19 protein-coding genes are annotated in these 24,111 nt (G+C 38.3%); 13 read left to right on the plus strand and 6 right to left on the minus strand.

The features are described 5' to 3' along the window. The first annotated feature begins 16 nt into the window (after positions 1 to 16). From rpsI to tsf, 3 genes are all read left to right on the plus strand, one after another. Positions 17 to 403, plus strand: a complete 387-nt coding sequence (gene rpsI / locus DUT69_RS02345) for a 30S ribosomal protein S9 (protein WP_113651523.1) — start codon at positions 17 to 19, stop codon at positions 401 to 403. Between the two features lie 20 nt (positions 404 to 423). Beyond that, a complete protein-coding gene (gene rpsB, locus DUT69_RS02350) occupies positions 424 to 1,248 on the plus strand; it encodes a 30S ribosomal protein S2 (RefSeq protein WP_113651524.1) in 825 nt (274 codons plus the stop codon). Positions 1,249 to 1,352: 104 nt separating this feature from the next. Further along, the gene (gene tsf, locus DUT69_RS02355; protein ID WP_113651525.1) at positions 1,353 to 2,195 is read left to right on the plus strand and encodes a translation elongation factor Ts; all 843 of its coding nucleotides are present in this window, start codon (positions 1,353 to 1,355) and stop codon (positions 2,193 to 2,195) included. A 75-nt stretch (positions 2,196 to 2,270) separates the two neighbouring features. Here the strand turns inward: tsf and DUT69_RS02360 are convergent, their stop codons facing one another. Beyond that, complete coding sequence (locus tag DUT69_RS02360) at positions 2,271 to 4,301, minus strand: O-antigen ligase family protein (protein WP_113651526.1); 2,031 nt, start codon at positions 4,299 to 4,301, stop codon at positions 2,271 to 2,273. A 97-nt stretch (positions 4,302 to 4,398) separates the two neighbouring features. Between DUT69_RS02360 and nagA the strand changes: the two genes are divergently transcribed. From nagA to DUT69_RS02395, 7 genes are all read left to right on the plus strand, one after another. Then, positions 4,399 to 5,490 carry an N-acetylglucosamine-6-phosphate deacetylase gene (gene nagA / locus DUT69_RS02365; RefSeq protein WP_113651527.1) on the plus strand — a complete coding sequence of 364 codons (1,092 nt, stop codon included), beginning with the start codon at positions 4,399 to 4,401 and terminating at the stop codon, positions 5,488 to 5,490. Positions 5,491 to 5,554: 64 nt separating this feature from the next. Beyond that, a complete protein-coding gene (gene pyrH, locus DUT69_RS02370; RefSeq protein WP_113651528.1) occupies positions 5,555 to 6,262 on the plus strand; it encodes a UMP kinase in 708 nt (235 codons plus the stop codon). Next, on the plus strand, positions 6,262 to 6,453 hold the full coding sequence (locus DUT69_RS02375; protein WP_113651529.1) for a peptidase associated/transthyretin-like domain-containing protein: 192 nt from the start codon (positions 6,262 to 6,264) through the stop codon (positions 6,451 to 6,453). The genes pyrH and DUT69_RS02375 overlap by 1 nt, the downstream gene beginning before the upstream one ends. Positions 6,454 to 6,807: 354 nt before the next feature. Next, positions 6,808 to 7,134: a hypothetical protein gene (locus tag DUT69_RS02380; RefSeq protein WP_162796152.1), complete on the plus strand. Its 327-nt coding sequence runs from the start codon at positions 6,808 to 6,810 to the stop codon at positions 7,132 to 7,134. 52 nt (positions 7,135 to 7,186) lie between these two features. Continuing rightward, positions 7,187 to 7,750 carry a ribosome recycling factor gene (gene frr, locus DUT69_RS02385; RefSeq protein ID WP_113651531.1) on the plus strand — a complete coding sequence of 188 codons (564 nt, stop codon included), beginning with the start codon at positions 7,187 to 7,189 and terminating at the stop codon, positions 7,748 to 7,750. 108 nt (positions 7,751 to 7,858) lie between these two features. Then, on the plus strand, positions 7,859 to 9,607 hold the full coding sequence (locus tag DUT69_RS02390; protein WP_113651532.1) for an ABC transporter ATP-binding protein: 1,749 nt from the start codon (positions 7,859 to 7,861) through the stop codon (positions 9,605 to 9,607). A gap of 448 nt (positions 9,608 to 10,055) precedes the next feature. Next, on the plus strand, positions 10,056 to 10,304 hold the full coding sequence (locus tag DUT69_RS02395; RefSeq protein ID WP_113651533.1) for a PLDc N-terminal domain-containing protein: 249 nt from the start codon (positions 10,056 to 10,058) through the stop codon (positions 10,302 to 10,304). Here the strand turns inward: DUT69_RS02395 and DUT69_RS02400 are convergent. Both DUT69_RS02400 and DUT69_RS02405 read right to left on the minus strand, forming a co-directional pair. After that, complete coding sequence (locus tag DUT69_RS02400) at positions 10,301 to 11,512, minus strand: MFS transporter (RefSeq protein WP_240186637.1); 1,212 nt, start codon at positions 11,510 to 11,512, stop codon at positions 10,301 to 10,303. The genes DUT69_RS02395 and DUT69_RS02400 overlap by 4 nt on opposite strands. A gap of 444 nt (positions 11,513 to 11,956) precedes the next feature. Continuing rightward, the gene (locus tag DUT69_RS02405; protein ID WP_113651535.1) at positions 11,957 to 14,338 is read right to left on the minus strand and encodes a TonB-dependent receptor; all 2,382 of its coding nucleotides are present in this window, start codon (positions 14,336 to 14,338) and stop codon (positions 11,957 to 11,959) included. A gap of 495 nt (positions 14,339 to 14,833) precedes the next feature. Between DUT69_RS02405 and DUT69_RS02410 the strand changes: the two genes are divergently transcribed. After that, positions 14,834 to 20,545 (plus strand): T9SS type B sorting domain-containing protein, encoded by a 5,712-nt coding sequence (locus tag DUT69_RS02410; protein WP_113651536.1) that lies wholly within the window; start codon positions 14,834 to 14,836, stop codon positions 20,543 to 20,545. Between the two features lie 21 nt (positions 20,546 to 20,566). Continuing rightward, positions 20,567 to 21,457, plus strand: a complete 891-nt coding sequence (locus DUT69_RS02415) for a PorP/SprF family type IX secretion system membrane protein (protein ID WP_113651537.1) — start codon at positions 20,567 to 20,569, stop codon at positions 21,455 to 21,457. A gap of 49 nt (positions 21,458 to 21,506) precedes the next feature. Here DUT69_RS02415 and DUT69_RS02420 read toward each other — a convergent pair whose 3' ends face one another. The 3 genes from DUT69_RS02420 to DUT69_RS02430 form a co-directional block, all read right to left on the minus strand. After that, positions 21,507 to 22,034, minus strand: a complete 528-nt coding sequence (locus tag DUT69_RS02420; protein WP_113651538.1) for an AAA family ATPase — start codon at positions 22,032 to 22,034, stop codon at positions 21,507 to 21,509. Then, complete coding sequence (gene pnuC, locus DUT69_RS02425) at positions 22,018 to 22,641, minus strand: nicotinamide riboside transporter PnuC (protein ID WP_240186638.1); 624 nt, start codon at positions 22,639 to 22,641, stop codon at positions 22,018 to 22,020. The genes DUT69_RS02420 and pnuC overlap by 17 nt, the downstream gene beginning before the upstream one ends. A gap of 131 nt (positions 22,642 to 22,772) precedes the next feature. Further along, the gene (locus tag DUT69_RS02430; protein ID WP_162796153.1) at positions 22,773 to 23,294 is read right to left on the minus strand and encodes a hypothetical protein; all 522 of its coding nucleotides are present in this window, start codon (positions 23,292 to 23,294) and stop codon (positions 22,773 to 22,775) included. A 235-nt stretch (positions 23,295 to 23,529) separates the two neighbouring features. Here DUT69_RS02430 and DUT69_RS02435 point away from each other — a divergent pair, with 235 nt between their 5' ends. Next, positions 23,530 to 23,847, plus strand: a complete 318-nt coding sequence (locus DUT69_RS02435) for a peptidase associated/transthyretin-like domain-containing protein (protein ID WP_113651541.1) — start codon at positions 23,530 to 23,532, stop codon at positions 23,845 to 23,847. Positions 23,848 to 24,111 lie beyond the last annotated feature (264 nt).

Consider the following 24,111-nt stretch of genomic DNA (forward strand, 5'->3'; position numbering starts at 1 on the left):
TTAAAAGAGAAAAGAAATGTCAGTTACAAATACTTCAGGTAGAAGAAAAACTGCAGTTGCCCGTATCTATTTGAAAGAAGGCAGCGGCACCATTACCGTTAACGGTAAAGATCATAAAGTATACTTCCCAACATTACCTTTACAATACATTGTTAACCAATCTTTAGAAGTTTCTGAATCAGTTGGTAAATTTGATGTAACTGTAAACGTAAACGGTGGCGGAGTAAAAGGACAAGCAGAAGCAGTTCGTTTAGCTATCGCTAAAGCTATTGTTGAATTAGATGCTGAGAAAAAACCAGCATTACGTGCTAAAGGGTTAATGACCCGTGATATGCGTATGGTTGAGCGTAAGAAACCAGGACGTAAGAAAGCTCGTAAGAAATTCCAATTCAGTAAACGTTAATCTTAAAGGAGACAAACACAATGGCAAGAACTACATATCAAGACTTATTGGATGCAGGTGTACACTTTGGTCACCTTACCCGCAAATGGAATCCGAAAATGGCACCATATATTTTTATGGAACGCAATGGGATTCACATTATAGATTTAAACAAAACTTTAACTAAAACTGAAGAAGCTGCTGCTGCGATTAAACAAATCGTAAAATCAGGTCGTAAGATCTTATTCGTAGCTACTAAAAAACAAGCTAAAGAAATTGTTGCTGAACAAGCGAAAAAAGTAAACATGCCTTTCGTAACCGAGCGTTGGTTAGGTGGTATGTTAACTAACTTTGCAACTGTACGCAAGTCAATCAAAAAGATGGTTACCATCGATAAAATGACTAAAGACGGTACTTATTCAATCCTTTCTAAAAAGGAGCGTTTAATGATCCAACGTGAGCGTATTAAATTGGAAAGTTTATTAGGTGGTATTGCAGATTTAAACCGTTTACCGGCTGCAATCTTCTTAATTGATGTTAAAAAAGAGCATATTGCTGTAGCAGAAGCGATGAAATTAAACATCCCTACTTTTGCAATGGTTGATACAAACTCTGATCCATCAAATATCGATTTCCCAATCCCAGCTAACGATGATGCTACTAAATCTATCTCTTTAATTACTGATGTTATCATCAAAGCAATTGAAGAAGGTTTAGATGAGCGTAAACGTGAGAAAGATGACGAAGCAGAGAAAGAAGCTGTAGCGGCTAAAACTGCTGCCGATGCGCCAGAAACTGCTAAAAGATCAGCTAAAAAAGAAACAGCTAACGCAGAAACTTCAGCTGAAGATTCTACAGAAGCCTAATTAAATTGTAAGTTGTAGGTGGTAAGTTATAAGTTTAATAAACGTATAACGTATCGCTTACAACTTATTATCGTTTTATAAAACACTCAAAAAAACTTAACAAAATGTCAGTACAAATTACTGCTGCAGACGTAAACAAACTACGCCAACAAACTGGTGCTGGTATGATGGACTGCAAAAAAGCATTAGTAGAAGCTAACGGCGATTTCGAAGCTGCTGTTGATTTATTGCGTAAAAAAGGTCAAAAAGTATCTGCCGCTCGTTCTGGTAATGCTACTTCTGAAGGTTTAGTATCAATCGCTGTTTCAGCAGATGGTACAAATGGTAAATTAGTTGCTTTAGCTTGCGAAACTGAGCCAGTTTCTAAAGTTGAAGATTTCCGTAACTTAGCTCAAGCTGTTTTAGCTGCTGCAGTTGCTAACAATCCTGCTAATGTTGAAGAATTATCAGCAATTACTTTAGAAGATGGACGTACAGTTGCTGAAACCATTACTGAATTAACTGGTAAAATCGGAGAGAAAATCGTTATCCAAGAATATGCAAATATTACTGGTGAGAAAATTGTTTCTTACATCCACTCTAACGGTAAAATGGGCGTTTTAGTAGTGTTTGAAGGTGCTAACGGTGTTGATATTACTGAAGCTGGTAAAGATGTTGCAATGCAAATTGCTGCAATGAGCCCAGTTGCTGTAGATAAAGACGGTGTTGATCCTGCTACTATCGAGCGTGAGATTGAAATCGCTAAAGACGTTATCCGTCAAGAAGGTAAACCAGAAGAAATGGTTGAGAAAATTGCTGCTGGTAAATTGAACAAATTCTACAAAGACAGTACTTTATTAAACCAAGAGTTTGTTAAAGACGGTTCTATGGATGTTCGTAAATTCTTAGACAACACAGCTAAAGGATTAACTGTAACAGCTTTCAAAAGAGTACAATTAGGCGCTTAATTCTTAAGTAATCTATTATAGAAAAGTCCCGGTTTTGCCGGGACTTTTTTTATGTCTAAATAATTGACGCTACCACTAATGCAAAAAACGCTTCAGCTCTAACATAATCGTATCTGTTGGATACTTTTTGAGTCCGTCAGAAACGATTTTAGATAGTTTGCTCTTATCGTAATTACTGTAGAATAAAGATTGAGTGTAATAGGAGTAAGAAGCTTGATCTTGCCTATAACTATTGTAGGTCTTAAATAATTTTTCAACCTCAGGTACATCTTTATGCACCATTGCAAAATAACTTGCGGTTCTGTAATATTGGTAGTACCTAGGTTTAGCATAAAAGGCAATTTTACCATACTTGTAAGCGCTATCTAATTTGTTTTCATCAGCATATATTTTTGATTTTAAGCTTTCGCTATAACCTATGTTCGGACTTTGGTATAGTACACTATCCAACAACTTAATAGCTTCGGCGTAACGTTTTTCGGCATATAAATACCTGGCTTTCTTAAAACCAATGGTTTCAGAGTTTTCGCCGATGTTTGGTATTTTTGGATACATTGCCGTTACTTCCTCGAAGGTATATTTTGCTGGTGTGTTCTGTACACCTCCCATCACTACAAAATCATTGTCGGTTAAAACCTGTACTTTCGAAGATTTGAAAACCATGGCATTTACATATACAGCGCCAATGCAGGTGACTAACATTGCAATAGAAAGTGACTTTGCAAATCTGCTGTAGAGAGGTTTCTTGTGTACCTGTTTTGTGCTTAACCAGTTAGCCACTAAAATTGCTAACGATAAGGCAAAAAGTATTTGAATATTTGGGCGTTCGGCCGGAAAATTGAACATTGCGTCAATAAAATATCCAGTAAGGCATGCAAAGGTAATCCCGGCAATAATTTTTGTATGGAAGCTACCATTGCCCAAAATAATTTTAATACTTAGAATTAATGCAATAACAAAAATTGACAGAAATACTAGGGCATTAATAACACCTGTTTCGCCGCCTATTTCAATAAAGTCGTTATGTGGGTGTTTAGAGAAAGTGTCGTCATTTAGTAGCTTTTTAGTGTAGAGTGGCGCATAAATCTTCCAATTTCCGTAACCAACACCTATAATGGGCCGCTCTTTAATTAATTCGTAGCTACCTTTCCAGTAAGCTAACCTAATGTTTGAACGCTCAGAGGTTTGTTCGGCAATGCCACCTATTCTTGATGCCACCGTACCGTAAGTACTTGACTTATCTTGAGTAGCATTTTTTAAACTTTGCTGGCTGATAAAAAATGGCAAAGCAAAAGCGAGAACGATAAATGAGAAGCGAACAAGGAAGAATTTTAGTTTTTTATCCTTCCAATACAAATAGGCAAGCGTGGCAAATAAGATTATTAAACTTAGAAAAACACCGATAAATGCGCTTCGGGCGTTTATTAAAAATAACGAAAGGAAGCATAAACTTAAACCAATAATTGAGAAAAATTTTAAAAATCCTTCTCTGCTAAAGATGCAGTAAATAATAAAAGGTATCTTAATTACAAACGCGGCCGCAAATATGTTTTTATTGCCACTTGTACCCTGTAAATTATAAATAAGTGTGTCTATTGGTGTCTTGCCAACTTCTCTGTAAAACTGAAGCACTGTTTCGAATCCTTGCAGTGTCGCTATAATTGTGATAATTAGCGCAATATTTTTAAGCAGATGTAAGCGGTTAATTAGCAATATTCCAATTAGTACAAAACTTAAAATAGTGGTAAATAGCCTGCTGTAAGCTACCAAACCCTCTATCGGGTTTATCGCAACAAAAAGGGATAGGCCAGCAATTAGGAAAAAAATTGTATAAACAACTGAAATACCATTCTTAAAAAATCTGGTAAATGAATCTGATTCAATTATAGATTTGTTGCTGATAAGGTAAATAAGAGAAAAACCATTTAACACAGAAATTAGTAGCCAGTGAATGCCCATTTGATCTGCCAATTGCAATCTTGGCATGCATTCCACAAGCATATAGAATGCTATGATAATGGTTACAGCTACATTGGAGGTATCTGGTTTCTTTTCATTAATATTTACTGATGATTTTAAGGTTCTTTTCTTCTCCTTTTTACTCATGTTTCGCTAATTATTGCAGAAATTTACAAAATCTTGGTACAGGTTCTAAACAAAAATTAAAATCAAGGTACTAACCATTTTATTTTTAACTGAAAGTATGCTAGTATTAACTAATAGTTTTTATTTTGATGAGGGGACGAAAATTTCTGGTAAAAACATTTTCATCGAAAACAAAATCATAGTCGAGATATCCGAGCGGGAAATTCCAACTGATTACACTAGAGTTGAGTGCAATGGCGGTTTGGTTGTTCCATCGTTTATAGATTTGCAAATTTACGGAAGCGGAGGAAATCTCTTTTCGGCCTATCCAACCGCAAATACTTTAGCTCAAATGGATGCTGATCTTCTAGCTAAGGGAACTGCTGGGTTTTTAGCCTGCGTTGCAACAAACTCTCCTGAAATTGTTATTGAAGCTATTAAAGCGGCTAAAGAACATCGCCTTGCGGCAAAAACATTTTTAGGCTTGCACTTAGAAGGCCCATATTTAAATGCTAAAAGGCGTGGCGCACACATTGCTTCGTTTATAAGAAAAGCAAAGCTTGATGAATTAAAAAAGTTAATTGATTTAGCAGAAGGTGAGATAAAAATGATGACGATTGCACCTGAATTGCAAGATGATGATGTGATTCGGTTTTTGTTAGACAATAACGTAATCTTATCTATGGGGCATAGCGATGCAACCTTCGAGCAGGCGACTGAAGCGTACAACAAGGGTATTACAACTACAACCCATTTATTTAACGCGATGCCTTCTATTCATCATAGAGAACCAAATTTGCCGACGGCATTTTTCAACCATAAATCTGCAATGGCAAGTATTATTGTAGATGGCAACCATGTAAATTACGAAATTGTTAAATTGAGCCATAAGCTGGCAGGCGATAGGCTCTTTTTGATTACAGATGCGGTTACGGCTTGCAACATCGGCCCTTATCAGCATCAACTAAAAGGCGATAAATTTATAACTCCAGATGGAACACTTTCTGGCTCAAATATTACGATGTTGCAAGCGGTGCAAAAGTGTGTAAGCCACTGTGGTATTAGCATAACTGATGCAATTGATATGGCTTCTTTACATCCCGCTAGGTTAATTGGGCAAGATAACTTTAAAGGCAAAATAAAAATTGGCTACAAAGCAGATCTATTACTGTTAGATGAATCTTTGAAGCTTAAGAAGGTGTTCAGCTAAACAATATTTTTGATACAGGGTTTAGTTGTTAAAACTTTCAAACATTTATTCTATTTTTGGGGTCATGAAATACAAACGGATTTTACTAAAGTTAAGCGGCGAATCGTTAATGGGCGATAAGCAATACGGTATTGATAATGAGCGTGTTAAGCAGTATGCGGAAGATATTAAAGCAGTACATGACAAAGGCTTGGAAATAGCAATTGTTATTGGTGGCGGTAATATTTTTAGAGGTTTAAGTGCAGAAAAATCTGGAATGGACAGGGCACAAGCCGATTATATGGGTATGTTGGCAACCGTAATTAACAGTATGGCTTTACAAGATGCTTTAGAAAAAGTTGGTTTAAAAACCCGTTTGTTATCTGCCATTAAAATGGAACAAATCTGCGAACCGTTTGTACGTAGAAGAGCTGTTAGGCACTTAGAAAAAGGGCGTGTTGTTATTTTCGGCGCAGGTACCGGAAACCCGTATTTTACAACTGATTCTGCAGCTGCATTAAGAGCAATAGAGATTAATGCCGATGCTGTTTTAAAAGGAACACGTGTTGATGGAATTTATACTGCCGATCCGGAGAAAGATCCTAATGCAACAAAATATTCGGAAATAACTTTCAAAGAAGTTTATGCTAAAGGCCTAAACGTAATGGATATGACTGCATTTACTTTGTGCGAGGAGAACAAAGTTCCAATTATCGTTTTTGATATGAATAAACATGGCAACTTTATGAAAATTGCCAATGGCGAAGAAATAGGCACATTGGTTCAAGGCTAATGAAACTGCTGATTTGTTTTTTGTTGTTTACTATACCAGCAATTGCACAAAAAACATTTATAATTACTGATGAACATAATGCCCCCATTTCGGGGGCATCTGTGTTTTTGGTAACGGATAAAAATAGTTTAACCGCTATTTCTGATGAACAAGGTAAGATTACGATTGATCTTCTTGATACAGCAAAATAACTAGTACATTCTTTAGGGTATGTTGATAAAGAGTTTTCAGGACGCCAACTAATTAGCAAAACTGCAATTGTTTTAGAAACTGCTAGCTACCAACTAAAAGAGGTTAAAGTTGGCTCGGCATTATCCGAATTTGTAATTAAGCAACCTGAATATATCGGCTACAGAACTATTATAGATATTCCTCAAGATGCTAATATACAGAGGGTAATCACTATAAAAGTTGATTCTGCTGGTTATTTAAAGTCGTTTAAACTATTTTGTAAAATTCAGCTTAAAGATTTGGCGCCGGATTATCGGTTCATTTTATTTAGCGAAAAAAATGCCGCTCCAGACAGCCTGCTTCTACCTTTGAAATTGGATGGCGTTAAAAGTAAAAAGGAGATAAATTTCGATTTATTAAAGTCAAATTTTTATTTGGAAAAAGGAACTTATTTTATCGGATACGAGACTTTTAATGGTAAGGCAATTGCCAACAAGCAAATCCATATAGATAAAAACAAAAAGAAATACATTACCGTTCCAATTGTAATACATGGTAGCAACGAACAAAAAATAAGCTACCACAGACATAACTTATCTAAATGGAATATAGCAAAAACAGGAGAAATAGTAAATGGTAAAGTGATGTGGCAAGACGACTTGTCGCGAAACTTTGCCTACGAATTACACCTAATGCATTAATAGCAATCATAAAATAAATTTATTTTATATTTTTGTGTAAACACTACAAATCATGAATGACCTCATAAAAAAACAATTGGTTGACGCTCAGGCAACAATGGATAAAGCAATTGCGCATTGCGAATCTGAATTAACCAAAATTAGAGCGGGTAAAGCTTCTGCCGGAATGTTAGATGGAATTATGGTGGATTATTATGGTACACCTACTCCTTTAGCTCAAGTTGGTAGTATCAATACGCCGGATGCCCGTACGTTGATTATCCAGCCTTGGGAAAAATCGTTACTAGTGCCAATTGAAAGAGCTATTATGGAAGCGAACATCGGCATTAACCCACAGAATGATGGTGTAATTATTCGTTTGGTAGTACCGCCTTTAACAGAAGAGCGTAGGAAAGAATTGGTTAAAAAAGTTAAAGAAGAAGCGGAAAGAGGTAGAATAACCGTACGTAACATCCGTAAAGATGCCAACACTAAAATACAAAAATTAAAAGGCGAAGGCGTTTCTGACGACGAGATTAAAACAGGAGAAGGAGAAGTTCAGAAAATTACAGATGCATATATTATCAAGGTTGATAAACACGCAGAAGCTAAAGAAAAAGATGTAATGACTGTTTAATGAGCCATATAGCTCAGTCGGCATTATAGTCTGATTGTAATATAAAAGGGAATGTTGCTAAGCTTCATTCCCTTTCTTTATTTTTGTCGCCCAAAACAAAAAATATAAATGAATTTATTGCTCCAATATTTAAAAACACACAAGTGGATTGTAGTACTTGCATTAGTGCTTGCCGCCTTTAATATAGGGTTCTCGTTAATGGACCCATACTTCACCGGAAAAATTGTAGATAATTTTATAGAAAAGAAGGATATCCTAAACAGAACACAGTTTGTGTGGGGCGTTTTAGGCTTGGTTGGCTTAGCAATTGGTGCCGCTATGGTTTCAAGAATTGCCAAAAACTTTCAAGACTACTTTACCAGTATCATTGTACAAAAAGTTGGCGCAAAAATGTATGCCGATGGTTTGCAACACTCGCTAGAGTTACCTTACCAGGTTTTTGAAGATCAGCGAAGCGGAGAAACTCTAGGCATCTTGCAAAAAGTTAGGTTAGACAGCGAAAAATTTATCACCTCTTTTATAAGTGTACTTTTTGTTAGTTTAATCGGGATGATTTTCGTTATCGTTTACTCACTAACGGTAAGTTATAAAGTAACCTTAATCTACGTTGCCTCCATACCGATAATAGCATTTTTAAGCTGGTTCTTGAGCCGTAAAATTAAAACCATACAACGCTCAATAGTTACAGAAACAACCGCCCTGGCGGGTTCTACAACAGAGTCACTACGAAATATAGAATTGGTAAAAAGTTTGGGCTTAGCCAACCAGGAAATAGATCGTTTAAATAAAACTACCTACAAAATTTTGGGCTTAGAGTTGCGCAAAGTTAAATATGTGCGTAGTATGAGTTTTGTGCAGGGCACAACCGTAAACTTGGTAAGAAGTATAATGGTAGTGGTGTTGTTAATTTTGATCTTTGAAAATACCATTTCGCCGGGCCAATATTTCTCTTTCTTGTTTTACTCTTTCTTTTTGTTTGGGCCACTGCAAGAGCTAGGTAATGTTATTTTAGCTTGGCGAGAAGCCGAGGTTTCTCTAGGTAACTTCAAGAAAATCTTGAACACGCCGAAGGATAAGAAACCAGAAAATCCTGTTCAGTTGCAACGTGTTGAAACTCTAGCATTTTCTAATGTTAGCTTTAGGCATTTATCGGGTAAAAACAATGCCCTAAACAATATCAATTTTGCTACTGATAAAGGAGAAACAATAGCTTTTGTCGGTCCATCTGGCTCGGGTAAAACTACGTTGGTAAAGCTGTTGGTTGGTTTATATCAACCTGTAGAGGGCGAAGTGTTATATAACAGAACTTCCGGGAATGACATCGACCTAGACCAACTAAGAGAAAAAATTGGTTTTGTAACGCAAGACACGCAACTTTTTTCGGGTACGATTAGAGAGAACTTGCAGTTTGTAAAACCAGGCGCAAGCGATGAAGACATTATGCGTGTACTGCAACAAGCTGCTTGTCAGAATTTGTTGGCAAGAGCCGATAAAGGATTGGACACGGTAATTGGCGAAGGTGGCGTAAAAGTTTCTGGTGGCGAAAAGCAACGTTTATCAATCGCTAGAGCCTTGTTGCGTAGGCCAGATATCTTGGTGTTTGATGAAGCTACGTCGTCTTTAGATTCTTTAACCGAAGAAGAAATTACGGGAACGATAAGGGAAGTGTCTAAACTTACCAGCCACATTACCATTTTAATTGCACACAGGCTTTCAACCATCCGCCATGCCGATAGAATTTACGTTTTAGAAAAAGGACATATTATTGAGCAAGGTAAACACGAAGATTTGTTAGCCGAAAAAGGGCTGTATTTTGCCATGTGGCGCCAGCAAGTTGGGGAGAGGTTAGATAATTAACCTTTTATTCTTCATGTTAAAACGAAAAACCTCCGTTACTAAGCTAATTATTTTGTAATCTAAAGATCTAATTTTTTTAAAGTTAAACCTCGCAGATTTTAAAACCTGCGAGGTTTTTTTGTGCGCTAACAATTTGGGCAATCAAGTATTTTCTATCCATTTTAGGTGATGAAAAACAATGTCAGCATTTCAAATTTATTGCAGCCCCGCTCTCGTTGCTGCCGAAAAGGCATTCACTAAATCGGGTTTATATAACAGCGTGGGTGGTTCTTGGCCAATGCCAACCCCTCATAGTAGCAATGGCAAGTTTTTATAAACCGGATTGGAATGGCATCCTGTGAGTAAAGCGAACAGATAAAATGTAAAGCCGGACGAACAATAATCTTAATTGTGGTATTGCTTTTCAAAAAATTAAAAACCATTTGCGCTTTAAAACCATTTATCAAGTATGCTTTTAGAATTTTTAAATCTTGGTGAGGGCGGAGTGGCTGTAATTTTAGCAATTATTGCTGTTCCTTTGCTTTTAATAATTTATTGTCTTTTTGATATCCTTCGATCTGAATTTAAAACCGGATTGATGAAATTCGTTTTTTTGGCACTTGTATTATTTGCTCCATTTTTGGGAAGCATCATTTATCTTATCATACGTAGAGATTATCTAAAGCCAAGAGATCCTAACAATGGATTAATCGTTTAAATCTGATCTTCTATTTTATCGGCAGGTTTAATATCTGATAAGGTTAGTGGTAAAAGATTTTTAGTTTTTAGATAGGTGACAAAAGCAACACCGAGCGTCATACTGCCACCAAAAACTACAGCCGGTACGGTTCTCATTAGTTTTGCCGTTAAGCCAGATTCGAATGCGCCAATTTCGTTAGACGAGCCAATAAACATACTATTCACCGCAGAAACTCTGCCTCGCATCTGGTCGGGTGTTAGCAACTGCATAATGGTAGAACGAATAATTACGCTAACGCTATCGAATGCGCCTTCGCAAAATAAGAAGAATAAAGTAAGGTAGAAACTAGTTGATAGACCGTAGCAAATAATACTGATCGCAAAACCAGTTACTGCAATTAAAAGATTACGCCAAGGGCGATTCATGGGCGAAAACCTCGTCATTAACAACATGGTTAGTACCGAGCCTAAAGATGCTGCTGCTCGCATAAAACCTAAACCTTCTGAGCCGACTTTTAAAATTTCTTCGGCAAAAACGGGTAAAAGCGCCACTGCACCACCAAAAAATACCGAGAATAAATCGAGGCTCATTGCGCCAAGCATCATTTTGCTTTTAAAAACGAATTGCACGCCTTCTTTTAAACTTTCAAAAATGCTTTCTTTCGGAATGAAATTTGGATAATGCTTATCTAAAAAGAAAATACAGGTTATTGATAAAGAGATAAACAAAAATATAATAATGTAAACAGGTGTAATACCGTAAAAGCCGTAGATTAGGCCACCTGTCATTGGGCCTAAAATAGATGCCATTTGCCAGCTAGAACTGCTCCAAGTAGCACCATTTGGGTAAAGTTTCTTCGGTAAAATTTGCCCCATTAACGAGAATGTTGTAGGTCCGAAAAAACCACGAGCGAGACCGATACAAAAGATCATTGCATACATAATAGCCAAAATGTAGGTTTTTGGCATGTAAGCGTGCATTTGCTCGCTTGTGAAAACGAGCATTACTACCGAAGCCAGTAGAACGCCAAAGAATATTTTTAGCAGTAAGACCTTTTTCTCAGATTTATCGGCTATATAACCACCATAAAGTGCAATACTAATTGCAGGAATGGCTTCGCAAAGACCGATGAAGGCTAATGCTAATGGATCTTTAGTAAGTTTAAAGATATGAAAGCCGATTACAACAGCTTGCATTTGATAGGCGAAAGTGAAAAAGAATCGCATGCCAATGTACGATCGGAATTCTCGGAATCTGAGTGCGGCAAATGGGTCTTTTTTTTCGGGTAGGATAGTTTGCTCTTCCAAGGCAGAAAATTTGCTGTAAATGTAGGCGTTAAAGCATTATTATTTTACAGCATATTGTAATTATTTCAGTTTGGAGGCTACATTTTTTTGGAGCTAATTTTACCAACAAACTTGCAAACTAAGCCCGATTGGATTGTGCATGAATTTAAAATCTAACGTCATTCACGTGAAAATGGGAATCGTAAAGCAATGGGTATAGCTATCTTTCTATATGGTTTATTACAATTGCCAATCGAGCTGACAATTATGACCAACTTGAAACGAAAAGCGGGGCCCCGGTAGGAAAAGTATTACTGCAATTGCCTTTCAAAAAAAATAAGTCGGCAAAGCGCAATGACTTTACCGACTTTGAGAGCTATGCGATTAGAACTTAAGGTTTAGGCTTAACAGAAAGTTAGTGGTTGCTTGTGGATAATAGTAGTTGGTTCTTTCTAACACGCCAGCAAACAAGTAAGGGTAGGTTCCGCCGTTTGCTTCGTAAAGTGTGTTAAATACGTTGTTTACCAACAAACTTACGTTTACGTTTTTAATACCCAGCACAGGCGTGTTGTAACTTAGCCTAATGTCGTTTACGAAAAAGCTAGATAAGGTACGGCTTGAAGCAGAAGTATTATCTAAATTTTGTTCGCCAACGTATTTGGTTAGCAGGGCTATACCAGCATTCGGCAAAAAGCTGTAATTAATTTCGCTAGATGCAATAATAGATGGCGAAAAAGCAATATTTGTGTTGCTGTAGGTATTTATGATAAGTGGAACTGCAGGGTTTTCATCTTCATCATAAATATATTCTTCGAAAACTTTTATTTTGTTGCTGCTTAATGTTGCGGTTGCTGCCCAAGAAAGCGTTTTGTTAATTTGCCAACGGCCGTCAAATTCTAAACCTAAGCGATAGCTGTCTGGTACGTTTTGTCGAGTTTGACCACCAACTTCATTCAGCTTTCCGGTATTAATTAATTGGTTTTTGTAAAGCATAGCAAAACCATTAGCACCGAAAGATAAATTTCCAAATTGGGTACGATAACCAGCTTCAATATTTACTAAATTTTCGTGTTTGGGGCGACTGTTAATATCAGAGTCTGTAAAGTCTCTTCGGTTTGGTTCTTTATTACCTACAGCTACCGATGCGTAAACATTACTGGTTTGGTTAATGTTGTAAGTAACCCCAGCCTTAGGATTAAAGAAATCTAGTGTGGCATTTTGTTGAGCAGGGTCGCCGTTTGGATTGATACCAAAGTACGAATAGTAAATTCTACGATACTGCAAATCTGCAAAGAAGTTTAACTTTTCTAACTGGTAATTTGCCCTTCCAAAAATGTTGAAATCGGTTTTAAAGGCATCATTGTCATCATAACGATGTCTGATAGAACCACTGCCGTTATAATTAGCAAATTGCGCCCAAACTACCTCGTCAAAGTGTTTGCCTTTGTATTCGTTGTACGCTCCACCTAAAACAAAGTTGAGGTTGTTTTTTGGTGTATAAGTTAAGGAGTACGTTACACCGTAAAAATCGTTGTTTAAGTGTAAACGTCTAACCAAATCAGATTTGCTAATTGTGTCTGTACCAATAATTACAGGCTCGATGCTGTATTCAGCCAGTTTGCGAGCTTCTTTAAATTCTTCATAGTAACCTCTTCCATAGGTGTAATGTAGGGCTGCGTTTGCGGTAAATTTACTACCTAATGTACGGGTGTAAAATAATTGGTAGTGATCTTGCTGATAGTTGTCAGTCTGGTTGTCGTACGTAAAGTCGTTATGTCGGCGGTTGGTAGCTAGCATTTCTTCGCTTATGCCATTCCAAGCTTGGTAGGTTTTTTCGGTGCCACTAAAAACGTTGGCTCTAAGAATGTCGTTTTTACCATAATAGGCGCCAGATACGAAGAAAGATTTTAAGTTAGATGAGGCACGGTCTACATATCCATCAGATTTGATACGAGATAAACGACCATCAAAACTAAATTTGTTGTTAATTAAGCCTGTACCCACATTTACGGTGTTTTTTAACGTATTGTAAGAACCGAACGTGTTGTTTAGTTCGGCATAGGCCGAATCTCTTCTGGTGGTAGTTTGAATGTTTAAGCTCGCACCAAACGCACCTGCACCATTAGTAGATGTACCAACACCACGTTGAATTTGAATATTGTCTACCGATGAAGCTAAATCTGGAAGGTTTATAAAAAAGCTACCTTGACTTTCGGCATCGTTTAGCGGAATACCGTTTAAAGTTACATTGATGCGTGTTGCATCGCTACCACGTATTCTTAAACCCGTGTAACCTACACCTGCACCCGCGTCTGAGCTTACTACAACAGAAGGTGTTTGATTTAACAAATAAGGTAGGTCTTGGCCTACATTGTTTTTCTCCAACTCCGCTTTTTTTAAGTCGCGAAATGTGGTAGCCATGTTTTTTGATGCTCTTGTTGCGCTTACTACTACTTCATCAGCAATAAAAGCCTGCTGTATAAGTGTAAAGTTAACGGTTTGGTTATTACTTAAATCAACAGATTTTTCTTCGGTTTTGTAACCTAAAAAACTTACGCTTAAAATGTACTTGCCAGGGGCGATGTTTAATGCATAACCTCCATCATTGTCGCTTAAGACGGTTATACCTTTGTTTTTGATTTTGATGGAAGCGCCCACCAAAGCTTGTTGATTGCTACCGGTAATTTTTCCGCTAACAGAGATTTGCGCCATTGCAACACAAGGCAACAGCATGGCAAGAATTGCCATCAGTCTTAAATTTTTCAATTTTTTTAATTGTTTTAGTTAAACCTGTCGGAAATAGGGGTTACCTCCGAATTAGTTAAACTCCATAAACCATTCCCTACGCCAGCATTACCTGGATCAGGTGCATTTAAGGTTTAATGCATAGAGGTTTGGGTTTAAGGTTAGTCTATATGCTACCTTTTGCCTTCCGCCTTTTGCCTTCCGCCTTAAAATGGGTATGTTCTCAGCCTGTATTTGTGTTTTTACAAAACAAGGCACCCCTTATTGATGCTGCAAATGTATAAAAAAGATTGAGAAGGGAAAGGTGTTTTTAATTTTCGGTTGCTTTTATAACGTGAAACAGCGCCATACTTAAAAAATAGATGGCGTAACACATAATTTAAACGGGGAATTATCGGGATTAAAATTCCCTTATTACTTTTCGTAAGTTCTTGCTTATAGGGCTATTATGTGTTCGTGCTTGTTTTTTAACCCTTGGCATAATTATTCATAAACAGAGGATGAAAAAGATATATTATGAAAATAAAAATTACCTTAATCTCATCCTTCTTTCTTTTCATGATTTTAAGCCTAGTGCAGTTTACTGCTCTTGCGCAAACCGTTACAGCGGTTGCTACGAATGCAACATGTCCGGACGAAGGAAAAATTACAGCCACTGCGAACGGGTTTACCGGTGCTATCGGCTATCAATTAAAAAAAAATGATGTAGTAATACGGCCTATTGGAGGATCGGGATTTCAGTCATCTAACGTATTCGAAAATCTTCCCGCGGGCGTATACGAGGTTTTAGCAGACGATGGTACAGTTAGTGCTAGTGCAACTAACATAACCGTAGCTGTAAATTACACTACAATAACTGCTTCTGTATCACCCGCAGTTGTAAATTGTGGTACTTCAACTAGTAGCTTAACAGTTTCGGCAACGGGCGGTAGTGGCAATTATTTGTATGCTATAACACCTACAAGCGAAGTAAATGCACCTCCAATAGGAAGTTTTCAGCCATCGGCAACATTTACGGGCTTGGCCGTTGGATCTTATAAGTTTTGGGTAAAGGATAATATATGCTCTTCAGCAACATTAGTTAACACTACTGGTTCGGTAAATAGTGTTCTCGCACCTAATGCAGGCGATTATGGATTGCCTAGTTCAAATGGGAGGTTGGCATTTGCCACTGCAAATAACCACTTAAGTGGTTATCGTGTAAATTTGGAAAGATTTGTACGAGGTCAGCTAACTATGTCAGCTGCTGATGCAGCAAGCTTTACGGTAGAAATTTTTAACAGCGGTGCAAGCGTTGCTGGTCCGGTTCAGGTTCCTGCTAATGGAGGGATGAATATACCTGTGCCGAATGGTCTGGTAAATGCCACACTTACTGCTGTGCTAAAAAACACCTGTAACGGAAGTACAAAAACATTCAATATCGTTGTGCAAGGCCCAGAGATGAGTTTGTTAGCCTCATGTCCTGGACCTCAGGCTATGTACCGTTTAATGAATACGAGTATAGTTTCTCTACCTGCAACAATAACTTATACTAACCAAGATGGTACGGGAAATGGAAACCAGACTATTGTAAGAACAGTAGCCAACAATGAACATATCTACGTGAACTTCCCTCCAAATTCGATTTTTAATTGGAAAGTTGTAGATCAATCTGGTGCGGAATGGAATGGTGTTCATAATTTTACCACAGATTTAATTGCTGCTCCAACTCAGTGGACATCTTACATAGATAACTGTACCCCAAATAGAGGTACAATAGAACTTGTAATGAGGGGAGTAAGAAATTCTACGCCTATAAGTTACCAGATTTTGTCTGCACCGGCAGGTTCCGAGTCGCTAATAGGATACGTTGGTACAACAAATCCAGGCTGGAAGAATGATTATACCTTGGTGTTAAATGGGCAAACTTATTTTCCAAGAGGAACTTACAGAATTAAATTTATAGATGCGGGTTGCCACAATGGTAGGGAAATGAATGTTACGGCTCAAGGCCGAGTTGCAGACGTTCCAGTATCTTCAGCAGTACAAACAACGGCAAATTGCGGATCGTTCAATTTTAAACTTAATGGAACTTATGACGCATCTTTTCAGCAAGTTATTGTCTCTGGTCCTACAGGTACAGCCGGATTGATTAGAAGTAATACGCAGAGTTTTACTAATATGCCATATGGAACCTATAAAATTGCTTTAAGGGTTGCTGGAATATCTTGTAATCTTTTCGAAAGAGAATTTACATATAGCGCAGAAAGTAGTATAGAATTTGATGCCCTGAATAGCGGTGGTTTTACCTGTACTTCTGGAGGAACTGGTGATTTGATCATAGCAGCAAGTACAACTATACCTAATGCAATTTTGGAGTATAGCATAAATGGCGGCGCAAATTGGCAAACTTCAAACATATTTACTAGTCTTACGGAAGGCAGTTACTCGGTTATTATAAGGGAAAATATTTGTGGTAACCAAAGAACAGTTAACGCTTCGGTGTCTTCTAACATACAAGCTACAATTAACAATCAAAATACTCAGTCGTTACTATGTGTAGGTAGCAATGCCGTATTGAATGTAAACGCTATTGGGGGAACATCCTATACTTGGACTTACCCGGACGGATCGATTCATACAGGTAAAGTGCAAAACCTAACCAATATAACTCCGGCAATGGCTGGTATTTATAGCGTGGTGGTACAGTCGGCTTCTTGTACCAGTGCTCCTCAAGAAGTTGTATTAAAAGTTAACACCAAGCCTACAATCGACGCGGTTCCTGCGCAGATTGCATGTAGAGGTGTAGTAACTACAATTAATTTTGCTGGAGTGCAAGGTAGAGAGTACACCACAGCTACTGCCTTTACAAATTTAACTACAGTTTATAATTGGACAAATAGTAATACTGCAATAGGTTTACCTGCATCTGGTACTGGAAATATTTCCTTTACCCCAACAAATACAGGCAATACTCCTTTAATAGCAAATATTTCCGTAACTGCACAAGGAGCGGCAGGATGCGCAACTACTGCAATTAACTTTTCGATAACAATTAATCCAGATACAAAAATAGCATTGAGCAGTGCGGCGGGAACGAACGCCCAGGAAAAATGTATAAACGAAGCTGTAACCAATATCAGCTATGCTGTAACCCACGGAACCGGAGCAACCGTTACAGGTCTGCCAGCCGGACTGACCGGAGTCTACGATGCGGGTGTGTTTACCATCAGCGGTACAGCTACCGAAGCTGGAACCTTTAACTACACGGTGAGTGCAACGGGAGCCTGCGCAAGCGCAACAGCTACCGGAACAATCAAGGTTAATCCGAATGTTGCCATTGCATTGAGCAGTGCGGCGGGAACGAACGCCCAGGAAAAATGTATAAACGAAGCTGTAACCAATATCAGCTATGCTGTAACCCACGGAACCGGAGCAACCGTTACAGGTCTGCCAGCCGGACTGACCGGAGTCTACGATGCGGGTGTGTTTACCATCAGCGGTACAGCTACCGAAGCTGGAACCTTTAACTACACGGTGAGTGCAACGGGAGCCTGCGCAAGCGCAACAGCTACCGGAACAATCAAGATTAACCCAAATGTTGCCATTGCATTGAGCAGTGCAACGGGAACAAACGCCCAGGAAAAATGTATAAACGAGGCCGTAACCAATATCAGCTATGCTGTAACCAACGGAACCGGAGCAACCGTTACAGGTCTTCCAGCCGGATTGACCGGAGTTTACGATGCGGGTGTGTTTACCATCAGCGGTACAGCTACCGAAGCTGGAACCTTTAACTACACGGTAAGTGCAACGGGAGCATGCGCAAGCGCAACCGCTAACGGAACAATCAAGATTAGCCCGAATGTCGCCATTGCATTGAGCAGTTCAGCGGGAACGAACGCCCAGGAAAAATGTATAAACGAGGCAGTAACCAATATCAGCTATGCTGTAACCAACGGAACCGGAGCAACCGTTACAGGTCTGCCAGCCGGACTGACCGGAGTTTACGATGCGGGTGTGTTTACCATCAGCGGTACAGCTACCGAAGCTGGAACCTTTAGCTACACGGTAAGTGCAACGGGAGCATGCGCAAGCGCAACCGCTAACGGAACAATCAAGATTAGCCCGAATGTTGAGATGAGCTTAAGTTCGGCTTCTAGCACTACAACACAATCTGTGAACATTAATTCTGCAATAATCGATGTTGTTTATACACTAACAAATGGTGCAACCGGAGCAACAGTAACAGGTTTGCCAACAGGTGTAATTGGAACCTATAGTGCTGGCGTATTTACAATTAGCGGAACGCCGTCGGTTGCAGGAACATTTAATTATACGGTTACAAGTGCTGGTGGTTGTGGCGCTGTAACATTAAATGGACAGATTATAATTAATGCAAATGCATCAATTGTTTTAAGTTCTGCAGTTGGCACGGATAAACAAACATTATGTGTTAATACTTCGCTAGTAACAATTGATTATGCTATTACAAATGGAACTAATGCAACTGTAACTGGCCTTCCTGCTGGAGTTAGCGGAGTTTATACAACTGGAAACTTTAGAATTACAGGAACGCCTACAGTTCCAGGAACTTTTTCTTATACGATAACTGTTACTGGAGCTGGTGCAGCCGCAACAGCAACAGGTACAATTACGGTTACGCCGAACGCAACCATCACATTGGCATCTGCAACCGGAACGAATGTACAGAACAGATGTATCGGCACGGCCATCACCAATATCGGCTATGCCGTAGCTAACGCAACTGGGGCAAGCGTAACCGGATTGCCGGCTGGTTTAACCGGAACCTATAACGCAGGTGTATTTACGATCAGTGGTACGCCAACAGCGAGCGGTACGTTCAATTATACGATTACTACCGCTGGCGACTGTTCAAGCGCAACAGCAACAGGCACAATTACTGTTACGCCGAACGCAACCATCACATTGGCATCTGCTACCGGAACGAATGCACAGACCAGATGTATCGGCACGGCCATCACCAACATCGGCTATGCCGTAGCTAACGCAACTGGGGCAAGCGTAACCGGATTGCCGGCTGGTTTAACCGGAACCTATAACGCAGGTGTATTTACGATCAGTGGTACGCCAACAGCAAGCGGTACGTTCAATTATACGATTACTACCGCTGGCGACTGTTCAAGCGCAACAGCAACAGGCACAATTACGGTTACGCCGAATGCAACCATCACATTGGCATCTGCAACCGGAACGAATGCACAGACAAAATGTATCGGCACGGCTATTACCAACATCGGCTATGCCGTAGCTAACGCAACTGGGGCAAGCGTAACCGGATTGCCGGCTGGTTTAACCGGAACCTATAACGCAGGTGTATTTACGATCAGTGGTACGCCAACAGCAAGCGGTACGTTCAATTATACAATTACTACCGCTGGAGAGTGTTCAAGCGCAACAGCAACAGGTAGCATTGTAGTAAATCCTAACGCAGTTCTTTCATTAAGTTCTGCAACAGCAACTAGTCAGCAGTCTATATGCGTAAGTAGCAGTATTTTAAATATTACTTATGCTGCAACCAATGCTACTTCGGTAACAGTTTCAGGCTTGCCAACCGGTGTGTCAGGAAGATACAGCAATGGAATATTTACCATCACCGGTTCGCCAACAATTACCGGTCTATTTAACTATACCGTTACGGCATTAGGCAGTTGTGCGTCTGCCACTTTGAACGGTAGTATTACAGTAAATGAGCTACCAGTGGCAACAATTACTAGTAGTTTAGGTACAACTATATCTAAGGGAGACGTTACTGTGCTAACTGCCACTGGCGGCACAATCTATACTTGGACAGGTGCAGATATTTTAGGCAGTAGCAATAATTCATCGTTAGAAGTACGTCCTAGACAAACCACTACCTATACAGTTAAGGTTACCAATGCAAGCGGTTGTACGAGCGAGAAAACTATTACAATTAATGTAAACGAAGATCTTAAACTAATCCCTAACAACATCATCACCCCTAATGGCGATGGCAAGAATGATTTCTGGGTGATTAAAAACATAGACTATTATCCTAACAATAAAGTAAGTGTTTTTGATAGGGCTGGAAGAAAAGTGTACGCGTCATCAAGTTATAAAAATGATTGGGATGGTAGTTACCAGGGTGCGCCATTGGCAGAAGCAGCTTATTTCTACGTAATTGACATGGGTAATGGTTATGGATTAATTAGAGGAACAATTAATATCATTAGAGATAAAAGATAGTTCTTCAATAAAATAGAAAAGATGAAAACATTAAAATATATTATAAGTGCCGTTTGTATTCTGTTAATAGGGGATAAAGCCATAGCACAACTTAATCCGATGGGTAGCGCATACTACCAAAATCAATACCTAATGAATCCTGCAATGGCTGGTATAGAAAAAGGATGGGAGCTTAATGGTGCCTATAAAGCTCAATGGACAAGTATAGATGGGGCACCAAATATGCAGGCCTTAACTGCAACTTACGGTAGCGAAGGAAAAAAAGCAGGCTTCGGTATGCTACTTTTAAATGATAAAGCGGGTTCTGTAAAAACACTAAATATTAAAGGGACTTTCGCTTACCACTTAGAGCTAAATAACGAAAAAACAAAAATAGATTTTGGTCTTTCTGCTGGAGTGATGGATGAATTTATAGACAGAAGCGAAGTGATAGGGGATTTAACCGATGTGGCTATTGGCAACTTTAACGAAAGAAAACTTTATCTGGATGCTGATTTTGGCGTTGCGTTACGAACCGAAAATCTTACATTGCAAGGCGCTTTGCCGAATATGAAAAGGTTTTTGAAAAGAGATGTTGAGCGCAATCTCGTTGATAGATCGCTTTACATGGCTGCTATTTCTTATAAATTCCTAAATCAGGAAGCAAAATTAACTAGCATTGAACCAAAGGTTGCTTACAGAAGTATAGAAAACTATAAGGATATTATCGACGCTGGAGTAAATTTTCAGTTTAACGGAGACAAATTAATGCTTAGTGGAGTATATCACAGTACAAACAGTGTTACCTTTGGTGCTGGAACAACTTACATGAAGAAGTTAGCGATTTTAGCCCAATACACTACGAATACTTCAGATTTGCAACGTTATAGCAATGGAGAGTTTGAACTAGCGGTAAAATATAATTTTAGATAGTCTTAAACAAAGATGCAAAAGGCCGAACAGTTCCACTGTTCGGCCTTTTTTATGCGCTTAAAAATTCATCTATTACAGCGATGGCATTTTGCAGCCTCGTTTCTGTGCCACTTATAACCGTATAATTTGCATTTAAATCCTTTAACTCTTTTCTCCAAACTTCCATAAAATATTCTCTTTTTGTAGGGAAGTCTCTTAATGGATCATCCTGCCAAGGCAAGTCGATATCTAAAAGTAGATATAAATCGTACGGATGCGTTTTTATTCCATCTAAAACTACCTGTGGTGTCTCGCCAAACATTTCATCGCTCCAGATTTTTACGGTTAAGAAAGTTGTATCGCAAATGATAAAATCAGTTTCTGTCATAGACAATACCGATTCTTCTAAAGCTCGTTGGCCGTGAAACATATTCGTTTCATCCTGCAAATTGCAAGGCTCTATTAAATTATCGCAATAAAAACGAGCATATTCTGGTACCCAAGGTACGTTGTAATGTTTTGCCAACTGCTTAGACATGGTAGATTTGCCCGTACTTTCTGGGCCTACAATGGCAATCTTCTTAATTCTTTTGTTCACGATAAGTTTTTCTCCAATCTAAATAGCCCATAATAGCGATAAAAATATACAAAACGTACATTAATCCGGTAGCGTAGAGGTCTTTTGAAAAGTACACTCCAACATATATCAAATCAACAAAAATCCAAATTAACCAATTTTGTAATACTTTCCTAGCTAAGAATAGCTGTGCAATTAAACTGCAAGCCGTACAAAAACTATCAATAAAAGGAAAAGAAGCATTTGTTTCTTTGTGTAAGAGAAACCCAATTGCTATTGTAAATACACTGATTCCGATGGTAGAAAACAGGATTTCTTTAGAAGTAATCGATGATATAGCTCTTGATGCTTGGGGATTGTTTTTGTTTTTGCTCCAGAAATACCAACCATATAAATTCATCCCTAGAAAATATACCTGTAAGCCCATATCGGCGTACAACCTGCTCTCGAAAAAAATAAAAATGTAAATAACTACGCTGATAATTGCAAACGGCCAATTCCATATGTTATTTTTTGCAGCTAGCCAAACGCAAAGGATACCCGTAAACACACCAAACCACTCTAAAATACCAGTTCCAAATAAAAATTGATTTATACTTTCGCTAAAGGTGCCGGCCATTGATAACATAAATCAAAAGTATAAAATCTTTTATCTTTCTGTTATAAAACAAAAAATCCGATAGGGAACAACCCCTACCGGATAATAAACCAAACAAACTATTTATGAAGAATACCCTCATTGCTGAGGATGCTTTAGATCTATTTTGGATTTGGCGATGCACTAAAATTGATCGCCACTCTTACACTCACATCACTTGTCAAATTATTCCTTAACAAGTATTCCATCCTAATTTTTAAAGAACTGCCTTTAATGTAATTATCTACAAAACGCGAATTGTCTATATCTAGTACAAGACTGTTGCCAATATTTTCAGAAACATCACTTCTTGACCCTACCATGACTTCCCCGCCATTTTCGCTAACTACAAAAACTTTAACAGACTTAAATATGCCCAAGTTTTGGTTTGTAGGATTACTAGCTACAAGCTTTACAGCACCAACTTTTACATCTTTTATTAAATCTGTACTGCCATTCTCGCCAAAAATCTGGTCTAAACTGCTTGCAACACTAGTTACTGTTTTTAACTCTTCGCTTTTTGTGCCATTTGGTATAGTTAACGTTGCAGTGTATGGAAAAGTAGACTTAATAATTGACTGAACTGTTGCGCACCCACTGATAAAAATTACGAGCACTAACAGCATACAAAATATCCGTTTCATATAATTGATTAACAAAGATGTTATAAACTGGTTTTAAAAAAGTTAAATAATATTTATCAAACGCTTAAAACAGTCAGAAATGCATAATAGAATGAGTAAAAAAAATATAAATAAAAACAAAATACCTGTGCTAATGTTCAATATGTACGCTTTCGTTAACACTTATTTCAGCTGTAAGCAGTTGGTTGTTAGTGGTTAGTGAATATATTGAACATTTAATAAAAACATTATTATCATGAAAACAGCAGGTTTAAAAATGTTAGCCGTTGCAGGTTTATCTATTGGTTTATTTGCATTCGGATCTATAAAAGAAGGTGGGATACAAGGAAAAGTTTCGCCAGCAGAAGGCGCTAAAGAAGTAGTGGCAGTTGCTGGTACAGACACCCTGAGAAGCCAGATAAGCAATGGCGCATTTGTATTTAGCAATGTAAAAAAGGGAACTTACACCGTTTGGATTAAGGCGAATGCCCCATACAAAGATGCATCGGTAGAAAATGTGGCTGTTACAGATAGCGCCACAACAGACATCGGTGAAATTAAATTGCTACAATAAGCGAATATTGCTTTAAATATTTAAAGGGGACAAATTGTCCTCTTTTTTGTTTTCTTAAGTTTTGATAAGGGATGACTTTTTGCATAAATCTTCGTCTAAAATCTAGTCTTTCAAAATGATAATTTGAGAAGTTAAGTTTATATAAAATATCTTCATTTTGTTGAAATAATCTATTCAAAAAACCTATCTTTGCATCCCGACAGAGCAGTTGGGATTTTTCGTTTCATAGCAAAGGACTTCTTCCAGCTATCAGTCAAATTTGAC

This window comes from Pedobacter namyangjuensis (assembly GCF_003313325.1).
GTDB classification, from domain to species: domain Bacteria; phylum Bacteroidota; class Bacteroidia; order Sphingobacteriales; family Sphingobacteriaceae; genus Pedobacter; species Pedobacter namyangjuensis.

Bases quoted from the DNA above. Each gene is read 5' to 3' on its own strand.
- rpsI (WP_113651523.1), top strand. From the start codon at position 17: ATGTCAGTTACAAATACTTCAGGTAGAAGAAAAACTGCAGTTGCCCGT.
- rpsB (WP_113651524.1), top strand. From the start codon at position 424: ATGGCAAGAACTACATATCAAGACTTATTGGATGCAGGTGTACACTTT.
- tsf (WP_113651525.1), top strand. From the start codon at position 1,353: ATGTCAGTACAAATTACTGCTGCAGACGTAAACAAACTACGCCAACAA.
- DUT69_RS02360 (WP_113651526.1), bottom strand. From the start codon at position 4,301: ATGAGTAAAAAGGAGAAGAAAAGAACCTTAAAATCATCAGTAAATATT.
- nagA (WP_113651527.1), top strand. From the start codon at position 4,399: ATGCTAGTATTAACTAATAGTTTTTATTTTGATGAGGGGACGAAAATT.
- pyrH (WP_113651528.1), top strand. From the start codon at position 5,555: ATGAAATACAAACGGATTTTACTAAAGTTAAGCGGCGAATCGTTAATG.
- DUT69_RS02375 (WP_113651529.1), top strand. From the start codon at position 6,262: ATGAAACTGCTGATTTGTTTTTTGTTGTTTACTATACCAGCAATTGCA.
- frr (WP_113651531.1), top strand. From the start codon at position 7,187: ATGAATGACCTCATAAAAAAACAATTGGTTGACGCTCAGGCAACAATG.
- DUT69_RS02390 (WP_113651532.1), top strand. From the start codon at position 7,859: ATGAATTTATTGCTCCAATATTTAAAAACACACAAGTGGATTGTAGTA.
- DUT69_RS02395 (WP_113651533.1), top strand. From the start codon at position 10,056: ATGCTTTTAGAATTTTTAAATCTTGGTGAGGGCGGAGTGGCTGTAATT.
- DUT69_RS02400 (WP_240186637.1), bottom strand. From the start codon at position 11,512: ATGCGATTCTTTTTCACTTTCGCCTATCAAATGCAAGCTGTTGTAATC.
- DUT69_RS02410 (WP_113651536.1), top strand. From the start codon at position 14,834: ATGAAAATAAAAATTACCTTAATCTCATCCTTCTTTCTTTTCATGATT.
- DUT69_RS02415 (WP_113651537.1), top strand. From the start codon at position 20,567: ATGAAAACATTAAAATATATTATAAGTGCCGTTTGTATTCTGTTAATA.
- pnuC (WP_240186638.1), bottom strand. From the start codon at position 22,641: ATGTTATCAATGGCCGGCACCTTTAGCGAAAGTATAAATCAATTTTTA.
- DUT69_RS02430 (WP_162796153.1), bottom strand. From the start codon at position 23,294: ATGAAACGGATATTTTGTATGCTGTTAGTGCTCGTAATTTTTATCAGT.
- DUT69_RS02435 (WP_113651541.1), top strand. From the start codon at position 23,530: ATGAAAACAGCAGGTTTAAAAATGTTAGCCGTTGCAGGTTTATCTATT.